This is a genomic window from Kitasatospora sp. NPDC036993, assembly GCF_055607525.1.
The window spans coordinates 91,549-108,019 of sequence record NZ_JBVJRP010000018.1; the positions used below are offsets into that span (position 1 = coordinate 91,549).

The window sequence follows — 16,471 nt, forward strand, 5'->3', positions numbered from 1 at the left end:
GTGCGACAACGGACGGATCCGCTCCTACACTCCCGGCATGATCCGTTCCGCAGTGGTGGAGGACGCGTCGGCGCTCGGCGATCTGAAGGTCAGGTCGTGGCGGGCGGCGTACGCGGGATTCCTGGGCGCCGCGTACCTCGACGGGCTGGACCCGGTCGAGGAGTCCGCGGACTGGGCCGAATACCTGGCCGACCTCCCGGACCGGCACCGGCTGTGGGTCGCGGAAGCGGACGGTGCCGTGGCCGGCTTCTGCCGTACCGGGCCCGCCGACGGGGACCCGGACCTCGGCGGCGACGCGGCGGAGGTCTACGGCCTGTACATCGAGCCGGGCCTCGTCGGCACGGGTCTGGGCGCGCGCCTGTTCGGCCATGCCGTGGCCGACCTCGAGGCGCGGGCCCGCCGGCCGCTGTGCGTGTACGCCTACGCGCCCAACACCTCCGCCATCCGCTTCTACGAACGGGCCGGGTTCGTACCGGACGGCACCACCCGGCTCGACGAGGAAGAGGACGGGACGACGATCACCGAGGCGCGACTGGTCAAGTACCCGTAGGGCGGGGCGGGTTCACCGGGTTCCGCCGCAAGGGGGCCGGGCCCCGGGCTCGGCGCCGGCGCGGCCAGGGGCGGAGGCGGTCAGAGGCGGAGTCGGCCGAGGGCCCAGGCGGTCAGTCTCCCGCGGTGGAGCGCGCCCGGACCGCCAGCAGCGCCAACTGCCCGGCCGCGGCCACGGACCGGAAGTCGAAGACACCGGTGAACGGGCCCGTCACCACCAGCAGCACCCCGTACGCGCGCACCGCCCGCCACCACTCGCGCCCGGCCCCGACCTCCCCGTCGAACCAGACCCCGCCGTCCGGCCGGCACACCGTCAGACCCGGCCGGGCCGCGACGGCCGACCAGCCCGGCGCCGGTTCCTCCTCCAGGACGCCCGCGTCACGGGCCCACCCCTCCCCCGGCACCACCGGGCGTCCCGCCGCGGCGGGCACCACCAGCACCGGGCACCGGCCCGGCATCAACTCCGGCCACGCCCCGCCCGCAAGCCCCGTACCGGCCATGATCTCCACGCAACGCCCCCTGCCCGTACCCCACGCCCCAGCACACCCCCGCGCACCAGGCCCCCGCCCATCATCCCCCACACCCGCCGTCCGCGGTGGTCGATACGGACATCGAGGCCACGGCGGCGGAACGGGCCGCGTCGACGCCCTGAGGAAGGAGCCCCGCCCCTCGGCTCGGAGAGCCGTGCGAGCCGTGCGAGCCGTGCGCGTCAGCCGCCGCAGGTCAGGTCCTTCGCGGGCAGCCGGCCCGTGGTCAGGTAGCGCGTGACGCTGCCGTCCGCGCAGGACGGGCCGGCCACCACCACGCCGTGGCCCTCGCCGCCGGCCACCGTGACCATCCGGGCGCCGTGCAGTGCCCGCCGCATGCCCTGGCCCATGGCGAGCGTCGTCCGCGGGTCCCACCGGTTCTGCACGATCAGCGCGTTGACGTCGTTGTTCACCACGGTGGCCGGCTCGGTGGGCGCCGACTTCCAGAAGGCGCACGGCAGGATGTTGGCCCCCAGGTCGCCGGCCAGCGGGTACCTGGCCCGGTCGCGGATCGCGTCCCGGCGGTACTGCTCGGGGTCGCGCGGCCAGTCGCGGGTGTCGCCGCACCAGACGGCCCACACGGCGGACACCGTGTTGTCCGGCGGCACGACCTCCGGCACGGCGGGCGCGGCCGGGCCGCCCTCGGCCGCGGTCTTCAGCGCGACGATCCAGGGGGTGACGGCCTCGACGTGGACGAACGCGGCGTACCCGGAGCGGATGGCGTCGCCGTCGAGCGTGCCGTCCTCGGTCGGCACGGGCGTGCGGTCGGCGTGGGCGACCAGGTCCCAGTACGTCGTCCGGACCTCCGCCGCGGTGGCGCCCAGCCCGTACGTGGCGTGGCGCGCGGCGGCCCACTCGGTCCACCGGGCGAAGGCGGGTTCGGCCCCCGCCGCCCCTTCCCGGAGCATCCCCCGCCACACGAGCGCGGGATCGACCGCGCTGTCGAGCACGAACCGGTCCGAGCGCTGGGGGAACATCTGCGTGTAGACGGCCCCGAGGTAGGTGCCGTACGAGTGCCCGAAGTAGGAGATCCGCCGCTCGCCCAGCGCCGCCCGGACGACGTCCATGTCGCGCGCCGTGTTGCGGGTGGTGATGTGCGGGAGCACGTCCCCCGCCTTGGCCCAGCATTTGTCGGCCACCGTCCGGGCCCGGTTCACGTCCTGGGCGAACGTCCCTGCCGAGTAAGGGTGTTGGAAGCTCCGCTCGTCGTCCGTCAGGTCGCAGCCGACCGGCGAGCTCTGCCCGACGCCGCGCGGGTCGAACCCGATCAGGTCGAAGCGCTCGCGCACCTCGGCCGGCAGCAGCGGCTCCATCTCCACGGGCATGGTCAGCCCCGGGCCGCCCGGGCCCCCGGGGTTGATCAGCAGCGCGCCGTGCCGCTGCTTCGCGCTGCCCGCCTTGACCCGTGATACCGCGATGTCGATCGTCCGGCCCGTAGGGTCGCGGTAGTCCAGCGGCACCCTGACCTTCGCGCACTCGAAGGCCGCCGGGCGACCCGCGTCGCAGCGCTCCCACCGGAGTTCCTGCTGCGCGTACCGCTGGAGCGGATCGCCCGCCGCGAACGCCGTCGCGGGGGTGAGCGCCGCCAGCGCGGCCGTCACCGCTCCCACCGTCAGCACGGAGATCGTTCGCCCGTCTCGTCCCACCATGTCAGTACCCCTGTACGGAATCAGTGCCTCGGAATGCCTCCAGTCTCCGTTCCGCCGCACCCGCGCCCCGTACGGCGCGGGGATGGGCTCAAGATCCGACGTGCGGCGTACGGCGACGCGCTGACGTCCTGCCGCGGTCCCATTTCCCGTCGACCGCCGGTTCGGGTGAACGGCCGGCCGGCCTCCTTCCGTTGTCCGGGTGCGGCCGCCCGGCGGAGTGGGGACGGCGGGCCGCCGGACGGCAAGCCGTTTCGGTGCGCCGGTGCGGGTCACTTTCCGGATAGTCGCGGCAGTCGTCGGCGGGCAAGGCTGAGGAACGTTCCCAGGGGGTCGCGTGGGGTCGGGCGGGTCGGCGCACAGCCGGCGCTCCGGCCCCTGGCGGGTCCCGCACCCGGATGATGTGGAGACCACATGGCTCGACGACGTTCCGTACTCCGGCTCGGCCTGACCGTACCGGTCGTGCTGTCACTGACCGCCTCGCTCGGCTTCCTCCCCGCCTCGGCCTCGGCAGCGCCCCGGGCCCGGTCCGCCGCGCAGGCCGAGGACGCGCACTCCCTGTCGTACGTCGTCAACACCAGGACGGATCGTCACACGATCGCGGAGGTCCAGCGGGCCATCGCCGCGGCCGGCGGCACCGTCGTCGTCAGCTACGCCGACATCGGCGTCATCGTCGCCCACTCGGCGAACCCCGACTTCGGCAGGCGGCTGCGCGCGGTGCGCGGAGTGCAGTCGGCGGGCGCCACCAGGACCGCGCCGCTGAGCGCGGCGGGGACGACCGACCAGGGCCCGGTGCGGCACCTCTCCGAGGCCGGGGCCGCGGGCATCGGGAAGGCGTCCGGCGACGGCACCGAACCCCTCGAAGCCGAGCAGTGGGACCTGCGGGCGATCGGCGCGGACGAGGCCGCGAAGATCAACCCCGGCAGCGGGGAGGTCACGGTCGCCGTGATCGACACCGGCGTCGACGACACCCACCCGGACCTCGCCGCGAACTTCTCCCCCTCGCAGTCCGCTAACTGCGCCAGCGGCAAGGCCGACACCACGTACGGCTCCTGGCGGCCGGTGGGCCCGGACTACTTCCACGGCACCCACGTGGCGGGCACGATAGCCGCGGCCCGCAACGGCATCGGCGTCGCGGGCGTGGCACCCGGGGTGAGGGTCTCCGGCATCACGGTCTCCCAGCCCACCCCGCGCCAGCTGATCTACGCCGAGAGCGTCGTCTGCGCCTTCGTTTTCGCCGCCGACCACGGCGTGCAGATCACCAACAACAGCTACTACGTGGACCCGTGGCAGTACAACTGCCTGGACGACCCCGACCAGAAGGCCATCGTCGACGCGGTCGACCGCGCCCAGCTCTACGCCCAGCGCAAGGGCACCCTCAACGTCGCCGGGGCCGGCAACGCCAACCACGACCTGGCCTCCGGGGCCTTCACCGACGCTTCCAGCCCCAACGACTCCACCCGGGTGGACCGGACGGTCGACCCGCACCGGTGCCGGCAGCTGCCCGCACAGCTGCCGGGCGTCGTCACGGTCAGCGCGACCAGCGCCAGGAACACCAGGGCGTACTACTCCAACTACGGCCTGGGCGTGATCGACGTCGCGGCGCCGGGCGGCGACCAGTACCAGGCCTCGGACACGCCGTCCGGCTCGGGCGGCGTCCTGTCGACGCTGCCGGGCAACCAGTACGGCTACGAGCAGGGCACGTCCATGGCCACGCCCCACGTCGCCGGCGTGGCCGCGCTGCTGAAGTCCGCCCACCCGCACGCGACCCCGGCCCAGTTGCTGGCGCTGCTCAAGGCCCAGGCGGACAACCCGGGGTGCCCGGCCGGTCCGAACGGCAGCGGGGACGCCGTCTGTGCGGGCGGCAAGCGCGTCAACGGCTTCTACGGCTTCGGCATCGTCAACGCCCTGCGCGCGGTCGGGTAGTCGACGCCGCACGGGCCCCGCTGCCGCGCGCCCCGCTGTTCCGCGCCTGTTCCGTGCCTGAGCGCGGGTGCCCCCGGCCGTGCGGCCGGGGGCACCCGCGCTCTTCGTCACTCCCGGCGGGTGACCGCCGCAAGGGCTCGCTCGCGGACGTCCGCCGAGGGTGGCCGCGCAGTTCGCGCGGCAGGGCCCGCCACTCCCGGGGCCAGCCGAGGCGGTCCCCGAACGCCTCCGTCAGCGCCGTCGCGAACAGTCCCGCGGCCGGGCCGGTGTCGCCGTCCCCGCGGGTGGCCCGGGTCAGCGCGTCGAGTGTCCCGGGCGGCGGCAGCGGGCCCGAGGCGGCGCGGCGGGGTTCCCCGCCGCGCCGGGAGGAGGGCGGCGGGTTGACCCGTCAGCCGGCGGGCGTGGCCGCCGGGGCCAGGGTGGTGTCCAGCCAGTCGAAGACCGTCTGGTGGAAGCGGGACATGGCGCCCATGTGGCAGTGCTCGCCCGCGCCTTCGGCCTCGGTCAGGGTGACGAGGGTGTGCGGGCAGGTCAGTGCGGCCTGGACCTGCCGGACGCGGACGGCGCCGCGTCGTCGGTGCAGCCCACCAGACCGACGAGGGAGACCGCGGCGGCGACGGCGAGAACAGCGGAGCGGCGCATGATCAGGAGAACCCCCGGTCGAACGAAGAGACCGGGCATCCTGACACATCGCCTGCCCCGTGATCGACCTGTTTCCTCGTCAGGGCCGCCCTCCTCGGGCCCGGGTGGGGCAGCGGCGTGCCCGCCGCCGCATGGGTGGCCGCCGCGCAGGCGTCCTCCGCGGCCTTCGGACGTGCCGCCACGACGCGGGTACCGGAACCCGTCACCGGCGCGGCGATGAGTTTTCGGACCGCGGGCGGTCTACATCTCGACGGGGACGACCAAACTCACCGGGAGTGCAGACATGGGCCTCATCCACATCGAACTGTTCGCGACCCTCGACCTCGTCGGGCAGGCGCCCGGCGGCCCCGACGAGGACCCGGTGGGGTTCCCGTTCGGCGGCTGGCAGGCGCCCCTGATGAACGAGGACACCGGGGCGCAGATCCTCGCCGCGTACGAGGGCACCGACGCCCTCCTGCTCGGCCGGCGGACGTACGACCTCTTCGCCTCCTACTGGCCGCACCAGAAGGACGGCGAGATCGCCGAGCTCTTCAACCGCGTCCCGAAGTACGTGGTCTCCCGCGGCACGCCCGACCTGCCGTGGGCCGGATCCACGCGGCTCGGGCCGGACCTGGCCGTCGCGGTGCGCGAGATCCGTGACCGGCACCGGAACGTGAAGGTCGTCGGGAGCCTGAACCTGGTGCAGACCCTCCTGCGGGAGAAGCTCTTCGACCGTATCGACCTGTGGGTGCACCCGATCATGCTCGGCGTCGGGAAGAAGGTGTTCGACGACGGCGCGGTGCCCACCAACCTCACGCTGCTCGAACCGCCGGTGGCCGGTCCGCAGGGCACCGTGTACCTGCGCTACGGGCTCGCCGACGGCACGCCGGGGACGGGCGACATGGGCGCGCCCGACCGCGGTCTCGGGCACGACGGCTCCCGGTGATCCGGTGAGCACCGTCAACGCCGACGGGATCGCCTTGGGCGTCGAGTCGTTCGGTGACCACGGCGCACCGCTGGTCCTGCTCGCGGGCGGGCCGACGATGCTCTCCTGGCCCGACGCGCTCTGCGCGCGCCTGGCCGCCGGCGGGCGCCGCGCGGTGCGTTACGACCTGCGCGACAGCGGGGAGTCGGCGACGGCGGATCCCGAGGCGCCCGCCTACACCCTGCGCGACCTCGCCGCCGACGCGGCGGCCCTGGCCGACGCGCTCGGCGGGGGGCCCGCGCACCTCGCGGGGATCGGCGTCGGCGGGATGGTCGCCCAGGTGGCCGTGCTCGACCGTCCGGGCGCGTTCTCGGCGCTCACCCTGGCCGGCACCCGCCCGGTCGCCCCCGGCCCGCCCGACGACGACCTCCCCGACCACGACCGGGCGACGATGAGCCGGCTGTTCGCCCGTCCGGTGCCCGACTGGACCGACCGCGAGGCGGTGGCGGAGTTCGCCGCCGCCGGCGCGGAGATCCGCGGCGACGACCCCGTCGCCGCGCGCACGACCGCCGCGCGCGTCTGGGACCGCACCCCCGGCACCGCGCCACCGCTCCAGCTGGCCAACCAACTGGGCCTGGTGTTCTCCAGGCTCGACTGCACCCCCCGCTGGCGCGAGCGCCTGCCCGGGATCACGGTCCCCACGCTCGTCGTCCACGGCCGCCGCGACCCGTTCTTCCCGGTCGGCAACGGCGAGGCGCTCGCACGCGAGATCCCCGGGGCACGGCTGCTCGTCCTCGACGAGGCCGCCACGGCGATCCCCGACGCGGCGGCCGGCGAGGTCGTCGGGGCGATGCTCGCGCTCGGGTAGCGGACGGTGGGATGGCGCACGGGAACCGGAGGAGGGGTGCACGGCACCGGCAGCACCGCGTCGGAGGCACGAGTACCGGGCCCCGCTACCGGCCGGCCGGCAGCGGGGGCTGCAACTCGGTGTGGTGGACGGTGAAGCCGCCGCGTATGACCGGAGCGAACGGGGCCGGGGCCATGCAGGTGCCCACCACCGGCTGGTAGGGCCTCCCGTCCGCCCCCACGTCCAGGTTGGCCACGCCCCAGGAGAACCCGAGGCGACCGCCCTCACCGCCGCTGCCCTGGTGGATGCTCAGGCCGATCCGCTCCCCGGCGTTGCCGGTGTCCGACGTGGAGACCACGGCGGTCAGCGTGGCGACCGGGCCTCCGGTGCTCAGGCAGTCGACCTCGGCCACCGCCTGGTAGACCTGCCCGGTGGCGGCCACCCGGTGGGAGTAACGGACCGTGCCCCGGGCGTCGGTGGGCAGTCCGCCGGCCGCGCCGGTGCCCGGGTAGGGGCGGGTGTACGGAGCCGCCTGGGCGTCGACGGTGAACCGGATCTCGTCGTCCGGGGAGAAGGCGTACGAGATCCGGGCGCTGCCGCTGACGCTCGCCGGACGCGCGGGTCGTCCGTCCCGCCGGCCGGACACGGCGGCGTCGGCGGACGCGGACGCGGTGACAGTGCCGGTGGCGGAGGCGGAGGCCGGGGCGACGCCCGTGAGCGCCGCCAGGACCAGCCCGCCGGCGACGGAGGCCCTGACGGCACGGCCGGCACGGCCGGCACGGCCGACGCGGCCGACGCGGCCGACGCGGGTGGCACGGGTGGCACGAACAGTGGCACGGTTACGAGTACGAGTGCGGAACACGGTGACTTTCCCTCCCTCCGGCGGCCCCGGTGGCCGCCGTCCTGACGCCTCCGATCCTGCTCGCCGCACCCCCTCACGCACATGTGCCGATCGGCAGGGAATCGCGCTCGTACCAGGCCCCGCACCCTGCCGATCGGCACCCCGACCGGAAGACCGACCGGAAGACCGCGCGCCCGGCGGCGCCGCCCGGAACGGCCCCGGAACGGCCCCGGGTCCACCCGCGCCGAACCGGCCGGCGAAGGAGGGCCCGCTCCCCCGGGGGGCGCGTGCGTCACCGCAGGTGGGGGGTGTGTGGTCGCCCCCGTCGGGGCCCTCGTCATAATCGTCCTGCCCACGACCCACGCGGGCTGACCCACCCGACCTGGCCGGTACCCGCCGGGTCAGGTCCTGTCCCCCCATCGGAGAACCACATCGTGCGCTCCAACCGCGCCAAGGGCGTGCTCGCCGCAGGCCTCGTCACCGTGCTCGGCGGCCTTCCCGCCGCCACCACGGCTTCCGCCGCCACCACCGGCTCCACCGACGACGCGCCCGGGGTGCTGCGGGTCGACGCCTGGGACCCGGCGTGCTCGGACGCCGGGACGGGGACGGCCGCGCAGCCGTTCTGCTCCGTCAACGCGGCCACCGCGGCGGCGCTGCCGGGGCAGACCGTCGAGGTGGCCCGGGCCTCGTTCGGCTCCGGCACCGTGGTCACGAAGTCGGGCGAGCCCGGCCGGCCCCTCACCATCCGGGGCGCCGCCGCCGGCGGCACCGCGGTGGGCGGCGACGTGCGGCTGTCCGGCGTGCACGACGTCGTCGTGGAGTCGATGAACGCGCGGGAGGTCACGGTGACCGGCTCCAGCCGGGTCACCGTGGTGCGCACCGAGGCCTCCGGCATCAAGGTCACCGACTCCCCCGGGACGACCCTCACCAACAACACGGTGGCCGACGGCTGCGCGGCCGGCATCGAGCTGGCCGGCGACTCCTCGGGCTCGAACCTCTTCAACAACGTGGTGCGCAACCACTTCTCGCCGTCCGCGCCGTACGCCTGCCCGAACCCGGCGGGCGCGGAGATCGCGGTCTCCGCGCCCTCGGCGAAGGACACCCGGGCCGGCTCGAACACCGTCGCGCCGTACTGGACGAACGCCGGCGGCGGTACGCCGTACGTCTGGGCCGGCACCCGGCACGAGACGCCCGAGTCGCTCGCGGCCGCGACGGACGGCCGGGCCGGCCGGCACGACCACGTGGTACCCCGCTGGCAGAGCGGCAACGCGTTCAACAGCGAGGTCGTCGACTCCGCCGACGAGGGCGCGCCGGGCTTCGTGCCGGCCGCGCACCCGGCCGACGACCCGTCCCGGCCGAACCTCGGCACCGGTCTCGGGTACCACGACCGCGGGGCGACCGAGCGCCAGGAGCCCATATCGACGGCCCAGTTGGCGGCCGACCACCAGCGGGCCCCGTACGGCACCGAGATCACGCTGACGGCGACCACCGGCCCGGAGACGGTCCACTGGCCGACCTCCGTGATGACCTACCGCTACGACTTCGGCGACGGCACCCCGGTGGTCGCGTCGGACTCCCCGGTCGTCAGGCACACCTACGCCAAGGCGGGCACCTTCTCCGCGAACGTCACCGTGGACACCGGCGGCGGCCGGCCGTTCACCGGCAGGTACGCCGTGCAGGTGCAGAGCACGGCCCCCGGGCCGCTGACCGCCCTGGCCACCGTTCAGCCGGTCGTCCCCGACCGGTTCGACACGGCCGACGCCCCGCCGCTGGGCGTGCGGCTCGACCCGTCGGGCACCGCCTCGCCGTGGCCGGTCTCCAAGGTCGTGGTGGACTACGGCGACGGGTCCCCCGCCGTCACCCGCGACACCCTGGACGCGGTCGTCCACGGGTACGCCTCGCCGGGCGACTACACGGTCACGGTGACGGTCTCCGACACCGCCGGCCGCACCAGCACCGCCGCGTACCCCTTCCGGGCCGCGTACGCCCCGACCGGGTTCCTGCGCACGCAGCCGTACCGGCTCACCGACACCCGCCAGGACCCGAACCTGGACCTCAGGGGCGGTCTGGAGGTGCCCTTCACGCTGCCGACCGGCACCGCGCCCGGGGCGGACGGCGTGCCGGGCAACGTCTCCACGGTCGTCCTGAACGTGACCGTCACCGACGCCACCGAGGACACCCACCTCACCGTCTGGCCGACCGGCCAGGCCCGCCCGACCACCTCGAACGTGAACGTGGCGGCCGGCCGCACCTCGTCCAACCTGGTCACCGTGCCGATCGGCGACGCCAAGCGGATCAGCACCCTGCTCAACTCCGGCCGCGCCGAGGTGATCGTCGACGTCGTCGGCTTCTACCGCCCCAACGGCGGCGACCTGTTCACCCCGCTGTCGCCGAGCCGGCTGGTGGACACCCGCGAGAGCGGCCGGCTCGGGTCGGGCGAGACGCGCGCGGTGAAGGTCGCGGGCGTCGGCGGCGTCCCGGCGGACGCCACCTCCGTGGTGCTCAACCTGACCAGCACCGACACCGCCGTCGACACCCACCTGAAGGTGTACCCGGGCGGCGGGACCAAGCCGGTCAGCTCCAACCTGAACCCGGAGCCCGGCAAGGACAAGTCCAACCAGGTCATCGTCCCGGTCGGCCCGGACGGCACCGTCAACGTGTACAACCACAACGGTTCCACCCACGTGATCCTCGACGTCTTCGGGTACTACTCCCCGAACGGCAGGGCCAGGTTCACGCCGACCGTGCCCGTGCGCCTGGCCGACACCCGGACCGGCCCGTTCACCAAGCCGGGCCCGGACAGCACCACCGTCGTCGCCGGCATCCCGGCCGGTGCCCGGGCGGCCGTCCTCAACGTGACGTCCACCAACACCACCGAGGACAGCTACCTCACCGTGCACGCCCACGGCGCCCCGCGCCCCGGCACCAGCAACCTCAACCTGCTGGCGGGCCAGACCGTGCCCAACCACGTCACCACGCCGGTCGGCGCGGACGGCAGGGTCGACGTCTACAACCACGTCGGCAGCACCGACATCATCGCCGACCTGTCCGGCTACTTCACGGACGCCTGGCCGCAGCCCTGACCCCGCGCCACCTCCCGGCCACCGGCGGTCCGCACCCGAGCCCGGGTGCGGACCGCCGGACCCGGGGCCCGGCGGGACCGGTATCTCCGGCGCCGGAACGACCGTAGGAGGAAGGCACCGCCGATGGACCACCCGAACCCCGACGTGGACGAATGGGCCGCCGAGCTCCGGGACTTCGCCGAGCGGATCGTGGTCAGTCTGGGCGGCGACCCGCAGTGGCTGAGCACCAACCCCGACTGGGCGGTCGGCCTGGTCGACCGGGGGATCGCCGAGGACTGGGACCCGACGGCCATGGACGAGGACGACCGGCACCGGTTCCGGTCCCTGCTCATGGCGGTCACCGGTGAGTTCCTGATCAACACGCACGGCGCCCGCTGGGCGTGGCTGCTCGACGACACGTCACCACTCGGGGGGCGCTGGGTGGTCACCGGTTTCACCCACCCCCTCGGGCAGCGGACGCGCCCCGTGGACGTCGGGCGGATCGCCGACGACGCGCTGGCGCTCCACCGGGTCCAGGTGATCGACCTGGTCGACACCGCCGAACGCGAATCCGGTATGCGGGCCACGGCCTGACAATCCGCTTTCACGGCCGGGGCGCCCGACGCGATCGCGCCACCCGCAGACCCCGGTCCGGCAGGAGCGCCCGGGAATTCGGCGAGGCCATCCGGCGGGGAATTCCCGGAAGAGGTCCCCGAATTCCCCGGCAGCCACCCGAAAGGGAAAGTCCCGGCAGGCTCGACCGGGTTCCCCGGTTCGGACGGACAGCCCGCCACGCCGAGGCCGCAGGCCGCCGCCGCGCACGTCGCACCCCATCGGACCGTGCCGTCCGCCGCCCCGAACACGGGTCTCCGGAATGCGCACACGTCAATTCCGCGCGACATGACGGAAAAATGCGCCGAAGGGACACCATCCGATCGGCAATTGTGATGCGGATCACCGCCGGCGGTCATCTTCCGAACCGCCCTGACGGCTAGCTTTGACGCGCTCGCCGCCGATTCGCGCGACGGGCGAATCGGAGGAGGGGGTCATCATGAACAGGACCATGCGCACGGCGGCCAAGGCGGCCGTCGCCGTCGTCACGGCCGCGGCGGCCGTCCTCGGCGTGGCGGGAAGCGCGTCGGCGAACAGCACCGTGGGGCTGCTGGGCGGGGAGAGCCTCAACGTCGGGGACTCGGTCGTCAGCAACACCAGCGGCAACACCTGGTTCCAGCTGACCCTGCAGTCGGACGGCAACCTCGTCGAGTACCGCTGGGACGGCGGCAGCCGCAGGGCGTGCTGGGCGACGAACACCAGCGGCTCCGCCGCCCACCACGCGACGTACCAGACGGACGGCAACTTCGTGCTGTACACCCAGTCGGGCACCGCGCTCTGGTCGTCGAACTCCGCCGGTACGTCGGTGGTGACCGTCAGCATCACCACCAGCGGCGCCCTGTACGTCGGCGTCAAGAAGATCACCAACGGCTGCTGACCCGACCCAGGCCGCCGGGGCCGGCCACCCCTGACCGGCCCCGGCGGACCACGGCCCCTCGCGGTGCCCGCCCGCGGCTACGGCTCGGGGAGGGCGGCGCCGCCCGGGGCCCGGACTGCGTCGCCGAGCCGCCACGCCTCGATGTCGCGGTAGTGGATCGGCCCGGGACCGCGGCCGATGTTGCTGCCCACGAGGTGGAGACGTTCGGTCCGCCACGGCCGGCCGGTGAACCCGGTGAGTCCGGCCGCGGCGAGCGGCACGCTGACGTGGTCGTCACGGCGGGACCGCGCCAGCGTCAGATGGGGGTGCAGCGGCCGCTCCCTGAACTCGATCCCGCAGCTCCTGACCAGGTCGCGGACGTCGGCGGCGAGCCGGTGCAGCTGCTCCTGGTCCCCGTCGATCCCGCTCCACAGCAGCCGCTGGTCGAAGTGGCCGCCGCCCCGCAGGCCCAGGTGCGGGGCCGGCCACGACGCGGCGCGGCCGGCCAGTGCCGAGCGCAGCGGCGGCACCACCGTGGACGGCTGCTCGCCGAGGAAGGCCAGGGTGATGTGCCAGTCCTCGATCCGGTTCCACCGCAGCCGCGGGTACCTGGCGTAGGCGGGGCGCAGGGCCCGGGCCAGTTCGTCCTTGGCCTCGTCGGGCGGGGCCAGGGCGACGAAGACGCGCAGGGTCGGGGGTTCGGGGTGATCGTCCACGAAGGGGGAGGTTAACCGAGGGCGGGTCGCCCGCGCCCGCCGGTGGCTGCGGGACCCGGCACCGGGCCGCGGTGCCGGCCCGGTTCAGGACGGCAGCGTCCTGCTCGCCAGGACCGTCCCCTGGGCGTCGTACGCGGCGATCCTGATGCCTTCGAGCGGGTGCGGCTTCGGGTCGCCGGGGGTGTTGCGGCCCGGCCCCCAGGCGTAGCCGGTGGCGTAGCCCGGGCTGCCCGGGAGCGAGGCGACGGTGACCCACCGGGCCTGGCCGTCCACCTCGACGCTCATCCGGGCCACCTGCCCGGGCCCGTGGTAGACGAGGTTGTACAGGGCCTCCTGGTACTGCGGGGGGTTCCCGTAGTACTGCATGGTGATCTCGGTCGCGCCCTCCGCCCAGGAGTACCCGGCGCACCCGGGGCCGCTCTTGTACACGGAAGGGTCGTGGATGCAGATCTCCTGGTCCTTCAGCTGCATCCACCAGTCCTGGCGGCCCAGCGGCAGCTGTCGGCCCGCCTCCACCACCACGGCCTCGGGAGCCGGCCCCTCCGGCACCTTCGGGGCCTGCGAGGCCGGGCCGACGGCCTGGTCCCCGCGCTGCGCGGACAGCACCGCCCCCGTACCGGCCACCACGGCGAGCGCGGCCACCACGGCCGACGCGCCCATCGCCACCCGGCGCCCCCGCCGCTGCCGGCGCACGTGGTCCCGCACCGGCCCGGCGGACCAGTCCGCCACCTCGACCCGGGCCGCCTCGTCCCGCAGGGCGCCGCGCACCATGTCCTCGGTGTCCATCACCTGTTGCCTCCGTTCGTGCCGTCGATCGTCGAGCCGGTGTCCGCCGCGTACGAGGCCAGCGCCGGGTGGCCGCGCAGTTTCGCCAGGCCCCGGCTGGCCTGGCTCTTCACGTTGCCCGGTGAGCAGCCGAGCACGTCGGCGACCTGGCGCTCGCTCATGTCCTCCCAGTAGCGCAGGACGACCACGGCCCGCTGGCGCCGCGGCAGCTCCGCCAGTGCCTGGAGCAGCACCGAGCGCTCCTCGACGTCGCGGTGGCCGCCGCCCGCGGTGGACTCCCGGTCGGGAAGGACGGGCGTGAGCAGCTGCCTGACCCGGCGCCGCCGGTGGCGGCTCAGGTTGTTGTTCACCAGGGCCCGGTGGACGTAGGCGTCCGGCTCGTCCAGGCGGCTGATCCGGGGCCAGTTCCTGAAGACCTTCGCGAAGGTCGCCTGCACCACGTCCTCCGCCTCGTGGTGGTCGCCGGTGAGCAGGTAGGCGGTGCGCACCAGCCGCCGCCAGCGCGTGGCGGCGAACCCCTCGAAGTCGAGCTCCTGCGGGCCGGGGCCGCCCGCGGAAGCCGGTGCCGGGACAGGCCGGGGCCTGTCCTCCACCGGGATGGGCATTGCGCTCGCGGTCATCCGGTTCCTCTTCGTGTCGGCGCGACGATCCGGCCGGATCATCGTTCTGCCCTACTCACCGCCGCGCCGCCGTGAGGGTTGCACGGTTCGGTCCGCGAGTGCGGGCTCCGGCTCGGTGTCCGGGCGGCCCTGGCTTCGGCACCGCGGCCGGGCCCGGGGCCGGTGCCGGTGCCGGTGTCCACGGCGGGGCCGGCCCTCGGCCTCCGGCCGGGTGTGATCTATCCCACTGGCCACCGGATTCCGCCCGCGGCGGTCCTGTCCGGGACCCCGGTGCGCGACGGAACGGCCCGCCGGGGACCCCGCCGACCTGCGGGATCGGGGCACCGGGCGAGTGGCCGTCCGGACATGCCAAGCTGGCCGGTTTCCGGCCAGGCGGAGGATGTGGTTCAACCGGTTCCCCTTGTTCATCCGTTTGTCATGGGACGGTCGGCCGCCGGTGAGCCGCCGCGTGTGAGGCCGAGTGAGACGTCTGACGTTGGGCGTCGGACGAGAGGGGACGAACGATGGGGCGAGTACTGGCACACCTGGTGGGCGACACCGACGCCTTCGCCAGGACACTGGAAACCCGCAGGCCACAGGTGTTCCGCACGGCCGGGTGGCCCGCCGGGCTGCCCCGGCCGGGCGAGCTGGACGCCGTCCTGCACGACGGCCTGCTGCGGGTGCCGTACGTGGAGATGGTGCGGGACGGCGAGGTCGTCGCCCCCGAACGCTTCTGCACGGCCCGCACGGTGGCCGGGCGCCGTGAGGACGGCTGGGCCGACGCCGGGCTGATCACCGCCCTGCTGGCCGAGGGCGCCACCCTGCTGCTGCCGCAGCTGGACCAGTGGCACGCCCCGGTACGGGAGCTGGCCACCGACATCGCCCTCCAACTGGGCCGCCGCACCGAGGCGTTCTGCTTCGCGACGGACGCCGGCCGGCGCGGCCTGGACGTGCACCGCGACGACGCGGACGTGCTGGTCGTCCAGCTCGCCGGGCAGAAGGAGTGGACGGTCCACGAGGCGCCCACGGACGGGCGCTGGCGTCCGGGGCTCGCTCCCGAGCCGGGGCCGGTGGCGCTGCACACGGTGCTCGGGCCGGGTGAGGTGCTGTACGTGCCGCGTGGCGCCGCGCACACGGCGACGGGCCGTCAGGGGCTGTCGGTGCACCTGTCGTTCACCGTCCGGGAGGCAGGCACCGGACGGCTGCACGCGGCGGTCGGCGAGTTCCTGGCCGCGGGCGTCTCCCCCGGGGCCGCGGGCGACGCCGGGGCCCGGGGCGACGACCTGCCCGAGCGCCCCGGGACGACCGCCGACCTGCTGGCCACGGCCGCCGACGTGCTGCGCCTCAGCCGCGACCGCCTGGCCGCACTGACCCCGCAGGAACTGCTGCGCCTCGCACGGGGACCGCTCCCCGCGCCGCCGCCGGACGCCCCGGCGCTCCCGGGGCCGCTGGGCGGCTGAGCGGCTGAGCGGCTGAGCGGGCAGAACGCGACCGGGCGCGGGGTGGGCGGGGGAGGTGGAAGGGACGGGCGGAACACCCCGTACCCTCCCTTCCGCCGCCCCCGGCCAGACAACAATAACAACTACTACGGTTTGCCTGACCGTATCGACGGTCCGGGCAACCGCGCCCGGTCGTACCCGTACTACCGCTGGATCAGACGGACCGGCCCGATCGGGCCGGTCCCGCTGGTCAGATGCAGTACGGGCGGGTGCAGGACCCCTCACACGAGACACTGAACGCCGCGTCTTCCTGCTCGCCGGTCTCGGCGGCGACGAGGTCCTGCACATCGAGGTCGAACAGCTCCTGCATGTCGGTGGCCATGAGGGCCTCCCTTCGTCGGTGCCGCGACTGGCCGCGGCGGACTGCAGCGGACGTTAGGCACTCGTGCGGAGGCCCGACAATGACCGAGCACAGCTGAATAGACGGATTCAGCCAACTGTTGATGGCTTTTGATCAAG

Annotated in this window: 15 protein-coding genes; 8 read left to right on the plus strand and 7 right to left on the minus strand. The window is 74.6% G+C overall.

Annotated elements, in window-relative coordinates:
- Positions 1-37: 37 nt before the first annotated feature.
- Complete coding sequence (locus tag ACZ7C5_RS30925; protein WP_401092258.1) at positions 38-550, plus strand: GNAT family N-acetyltransferase; 513 nt, start codon at positions 38-40, stop codon at positions 548-550.
- A 112-nt stretch (positions 551-662) separates the two neighbouring features.
- On the opposite strand, the gene ACZ7C5_RS30930 is transcribed toward ACZ7C5_RS30925, so the two are convergent.
- Both ACZ7C5_RS30930 and ACZ7C5_RS30935 read right to left on the minus strand, forming a co-directional pair.
- The gene (locus ACZ7C5_RS30930; RefSeq protein ID WP_401092259.1) at positions 663-1,049 is read right to left on the minus strand and encodes a hypothetical protein; all 387 of its coding nucleotides are present in this window, start codon (positions 1,047-1,049) and stop codon (positions 663-665) included.
- Positions 1,050-1,258: 209 nt separating this feature from the next.
- Positions 1,259-2,725, minus strand: a complete 1,467-nt coding sequence (locus ACZ7C5_RS30935; protein ID WP_470323932.1) for an alpha/beta hydrolase — start codon at positions 2,723-2,725, stop codon at positions 1,259-1,261.
- 411 nt (positions 2,726-3,136) lie between these two features.
- Here ACZ7C5_RS30935 and ACZ7C5_RS30940 point away from each other — a divergent pair, with 411 nt between their 5' ends.
- The 3 genes from ACZ7C5_RS30940 to ACZ7C5_RS30950 all read left to right on the plus strand — a co-directional run bounded on the left by ACZ7C5_RS30940 (position 3,137) and on the right by ACZ7C5_RS30950 (position 7,062).
- Positions 3,137-4,648 (plus strand): S8 family serine peptidase, encoded by a 1,512-nt coding sequence (locus tag ACZ7C5_RS30940; RefSeq protein ID WP_401092261.1) that lies wholly within the window; start codon positions 3,137-3,139, stop codon positions 4,646-4,648.
- A 925-nt stretch (positions 4,649-5,573) separates the two neighbouring features.
- Positions 5,574-6,215, plus strand: coding sequence for a dihydrofolate reductase family protein (locus ACZ7C5_RS30945; protein WP_401092262.1), 642 nt, complete (start codon positions 5,574-5,576; stop codon positions 6,213-6,215).
- A gap of 4 nt (positions 6,216-6,219) precedes the next feature.
- Positions 6,220-7,062, plus strand: coding sequence for an alpha/beta fold hydrolase (locus ACZ7C5_RS30950; protein WP_470323933.1), 843 nt, complete (start codon positions 6,220-6,222; stop codon positions 7,060-7,062).
- 85 nt (positions 7,063-7,147) lie between these two features.
- On the opposite strand, the gene ACZ7C5_RS30955 is transcribed toward ACZ7C5_RS30950, so the two are convergent.
- Positions 7,148-7,903, minus strand: a complete 756-nt coding sequence (locus tag ACZ7C5_RS30955) for a hypothetical protein (protein WP_470323934.1) — start codon at positions 7,901-7,903, stop codon at positions 7,148-7,150.
- A 413-nt stretch (positions 7,904-8,316) separates the two neighbouring features.
- Here ACZ7C5_RS30955 and ACZ7C5_RS30960 point away from each other — a divergent pair, with 413 nt between their 5' ends.
- The 3 genes from ACZ7C5_RS30960 to ACZ7C5_RS30970 all read left to right on the plus strand — a co-directional run bounded on the left by ACZ7C5_RS30960 (position 8,317) and on the right by ACZ7C5_RS30970 (position 12,433).
- Entirely contained in the window at positions 8,317-10,965 is a 2,649-nt protein-coding gene (locus ACZ7C5_RS30960) for a PKD domain-containing protein (RefSeq protein WP_470323935.1), read from the plus strand.
- Positions 10,966-11,088: 123 nt separating this feature from the next.
- Complete coding sequence (locus ACZ7C5_RS30965; RefSeq protein WP_470323936.1) at positions 11,089-11,538, plus strand: hypothetical protein; 450 nt, start codon at positions 11,089-11,091, stop codon at positions 11,536-11,538.
- Positions 11,539-11,995: 457 nt separating this feature from the next.
- Positions 11,996-12,433 carry a hypothetical protein gene (locus ACZ7C5_RS30970; RefSeq protein WP_401092267.1) on the plus strand — a complete coding sequence of 146 codons (438 nt, stop codon included), beginning with the start codon at positions 11,996-11,998 and terminating at the stop codon, positions 12,431-12,433.
- Between the two features lie 77 nt (positions 12,434-12,510).
- Here ACZ7C5_RS30970 and thpR read toward each other — a convergent pair whose 3' ends face one another.
- From thpR to ACZ7C5_RS30985, 3 genes are all read right to left on the minus strand, one after another.
- Positions 12,511-13,128, minus strand: coding sequence for an RNA 2',3'-cyclic phosphodiesterase (gene thpR / locus ACZ7C5_RS30975; RefSeq protein WP_401092268.1), 618 nt, complete (start codon positions 13,126-13,128; stop codon positions 12,511-12,513).
- An 84-nt stretch (positions 13,129-13,212) separates the two neighbouring features.
- Complete coding sequence (locus ACZ7C5_RS30980) at positions 13,213-13,917, minus strand: hypothetical protein (protein WP_401092269.1); 705 nt, start codon at positions 13,915-13,917, stop codon at positions 13,213-13,215.
- Positions 13,914-14,534, minus strand: coding sequence for a SigE family RNA polymerase sigma factor (locus ACZ7C5_RS30985; RefSeq protein WP_401092270.1), 621 nt, complete (start codon positions 14,532-14,534; stop codon positions 13,914-13,916). The genes ACZ7C5_RS30980 and ACZ7C5_RS30985 overlap by 4 nt, the downstream gene beginning before the upstream one ends.
- 503 nt (positions 14,535-15,037) lie before the next feature.
- Between ACZ7C5_RS30985 and ACZ7C5_RS30990 the strand changes: the two genes are divergently transcribed.
- The gene (locus ACZ7C5_RS30990) at positions 15,038-15,973 is read left to right on the plus strand and encodes a JmjC domain-containing protein (RefSeq protein WP_470323937.1); all 936 of its coding nucleotides are present in this window, start codon (positions 15,038-15,040) and stop codon (positions 15,971-15,973) included.
- 229 nt (positions 15,974-16,202) lie between these two features.
- Here ACZ7C5_RS30990 and ACZ7C5_RS30995 read toward each other — a convergent pair whose 3' ends face one another.
- On the minus strand, positions 16,203-16,334 hold the full coding sequence (locus ACZ7C5_RS30995; protein ID WP_262987117.1) for a hypothetical protein: 132 nt from the start codon (positions 16,332-16,334) through the stop codon (positions 16,203-16,205).
- Positions 16,335-16,471: the final 137 nt, after the last annotated feature.

What these genes read in the sequence shown, in the direction of transcription:
- ACZ7C5_RS30925 (WP_401092258.1), top strand. Translation starts at nt 38, where the DNA reads ATGATCCGTTCCGCAGTGGTGGAGGACGCGTCGGCGCTCGGCGATCTG.
- ACZ7C5_RS30930 (WP_401092259.1), bottom strand. Translation starts at nt 1,049, where the DNA reads ATGGCCGGTACGGGGCTTGCGGGCGGGGCGTGGCCGGAGTTGATGCCG.
- ACZ7C5_RS30935 (WP_470323932.1), bottom strand. Translation starts at nt 2,725, where the DNA reads ATGGTGGGACGAGACGGGCGAACGATCTCCGTGCTGACGGTGGGAGCG.
- ACZ7C5_RS30940 (WP_401092261.1), top strand. Translation starts at nt 3,137, where the DNA reads ATGGCTCGACGACGTTCCGTACTCCGGCTCGGCCTGACCGTACCGGTC.
- ACZ7C5_RS30945 (WP_401092262.1), top strand. Translation starts at nt 5,574, where the DNA reads ATGGGCCTCATCCACATCGAACTGTTCGCGACCCTCGACCTCGTCGGG.
- ACZ7C5_RS30965 (WP_470323936.1), top strand. Translation starts at nt 11,089, where the DNA reads ATGGACCACCCGAACCCCGACGTGGACGAATGGGCCGCCGAGCTCCGG.
- ACZ7C5_RS30970 (WP_401092267.1), top strand. Translation starts at nt 11,996, where the DNA reads ATGAACAGGACCATGCGCACGGCGGCCAAGGCGGCCGTCGCCGTCGTC.
- ACZ7C5_RS30985 (WP_401092270.1), bottom strand. Translation starts at nt 14,534, where the DNA reads ATGACCGCGAGCGCAATGCCCATCCCGGTGGAGGACAGGCCCCGGCCT.
- ACZ7C5_RS30990 (WP_470323937.1), top strand. Translation starts at nt 15,038, where the DNA reads ATGGGGCGAGTACTGGCACACCTGGTGGGCGACACCGACGCCTTCGCC.
- ACZ7C5_RS30995 (WP_262987117.1), bottom strand. Translation starts at nt 16,334, where the DNA reads ATGGCCACCGACATGCAGGAGCTGTTCGACCTCGATGTGCAGGACCTC.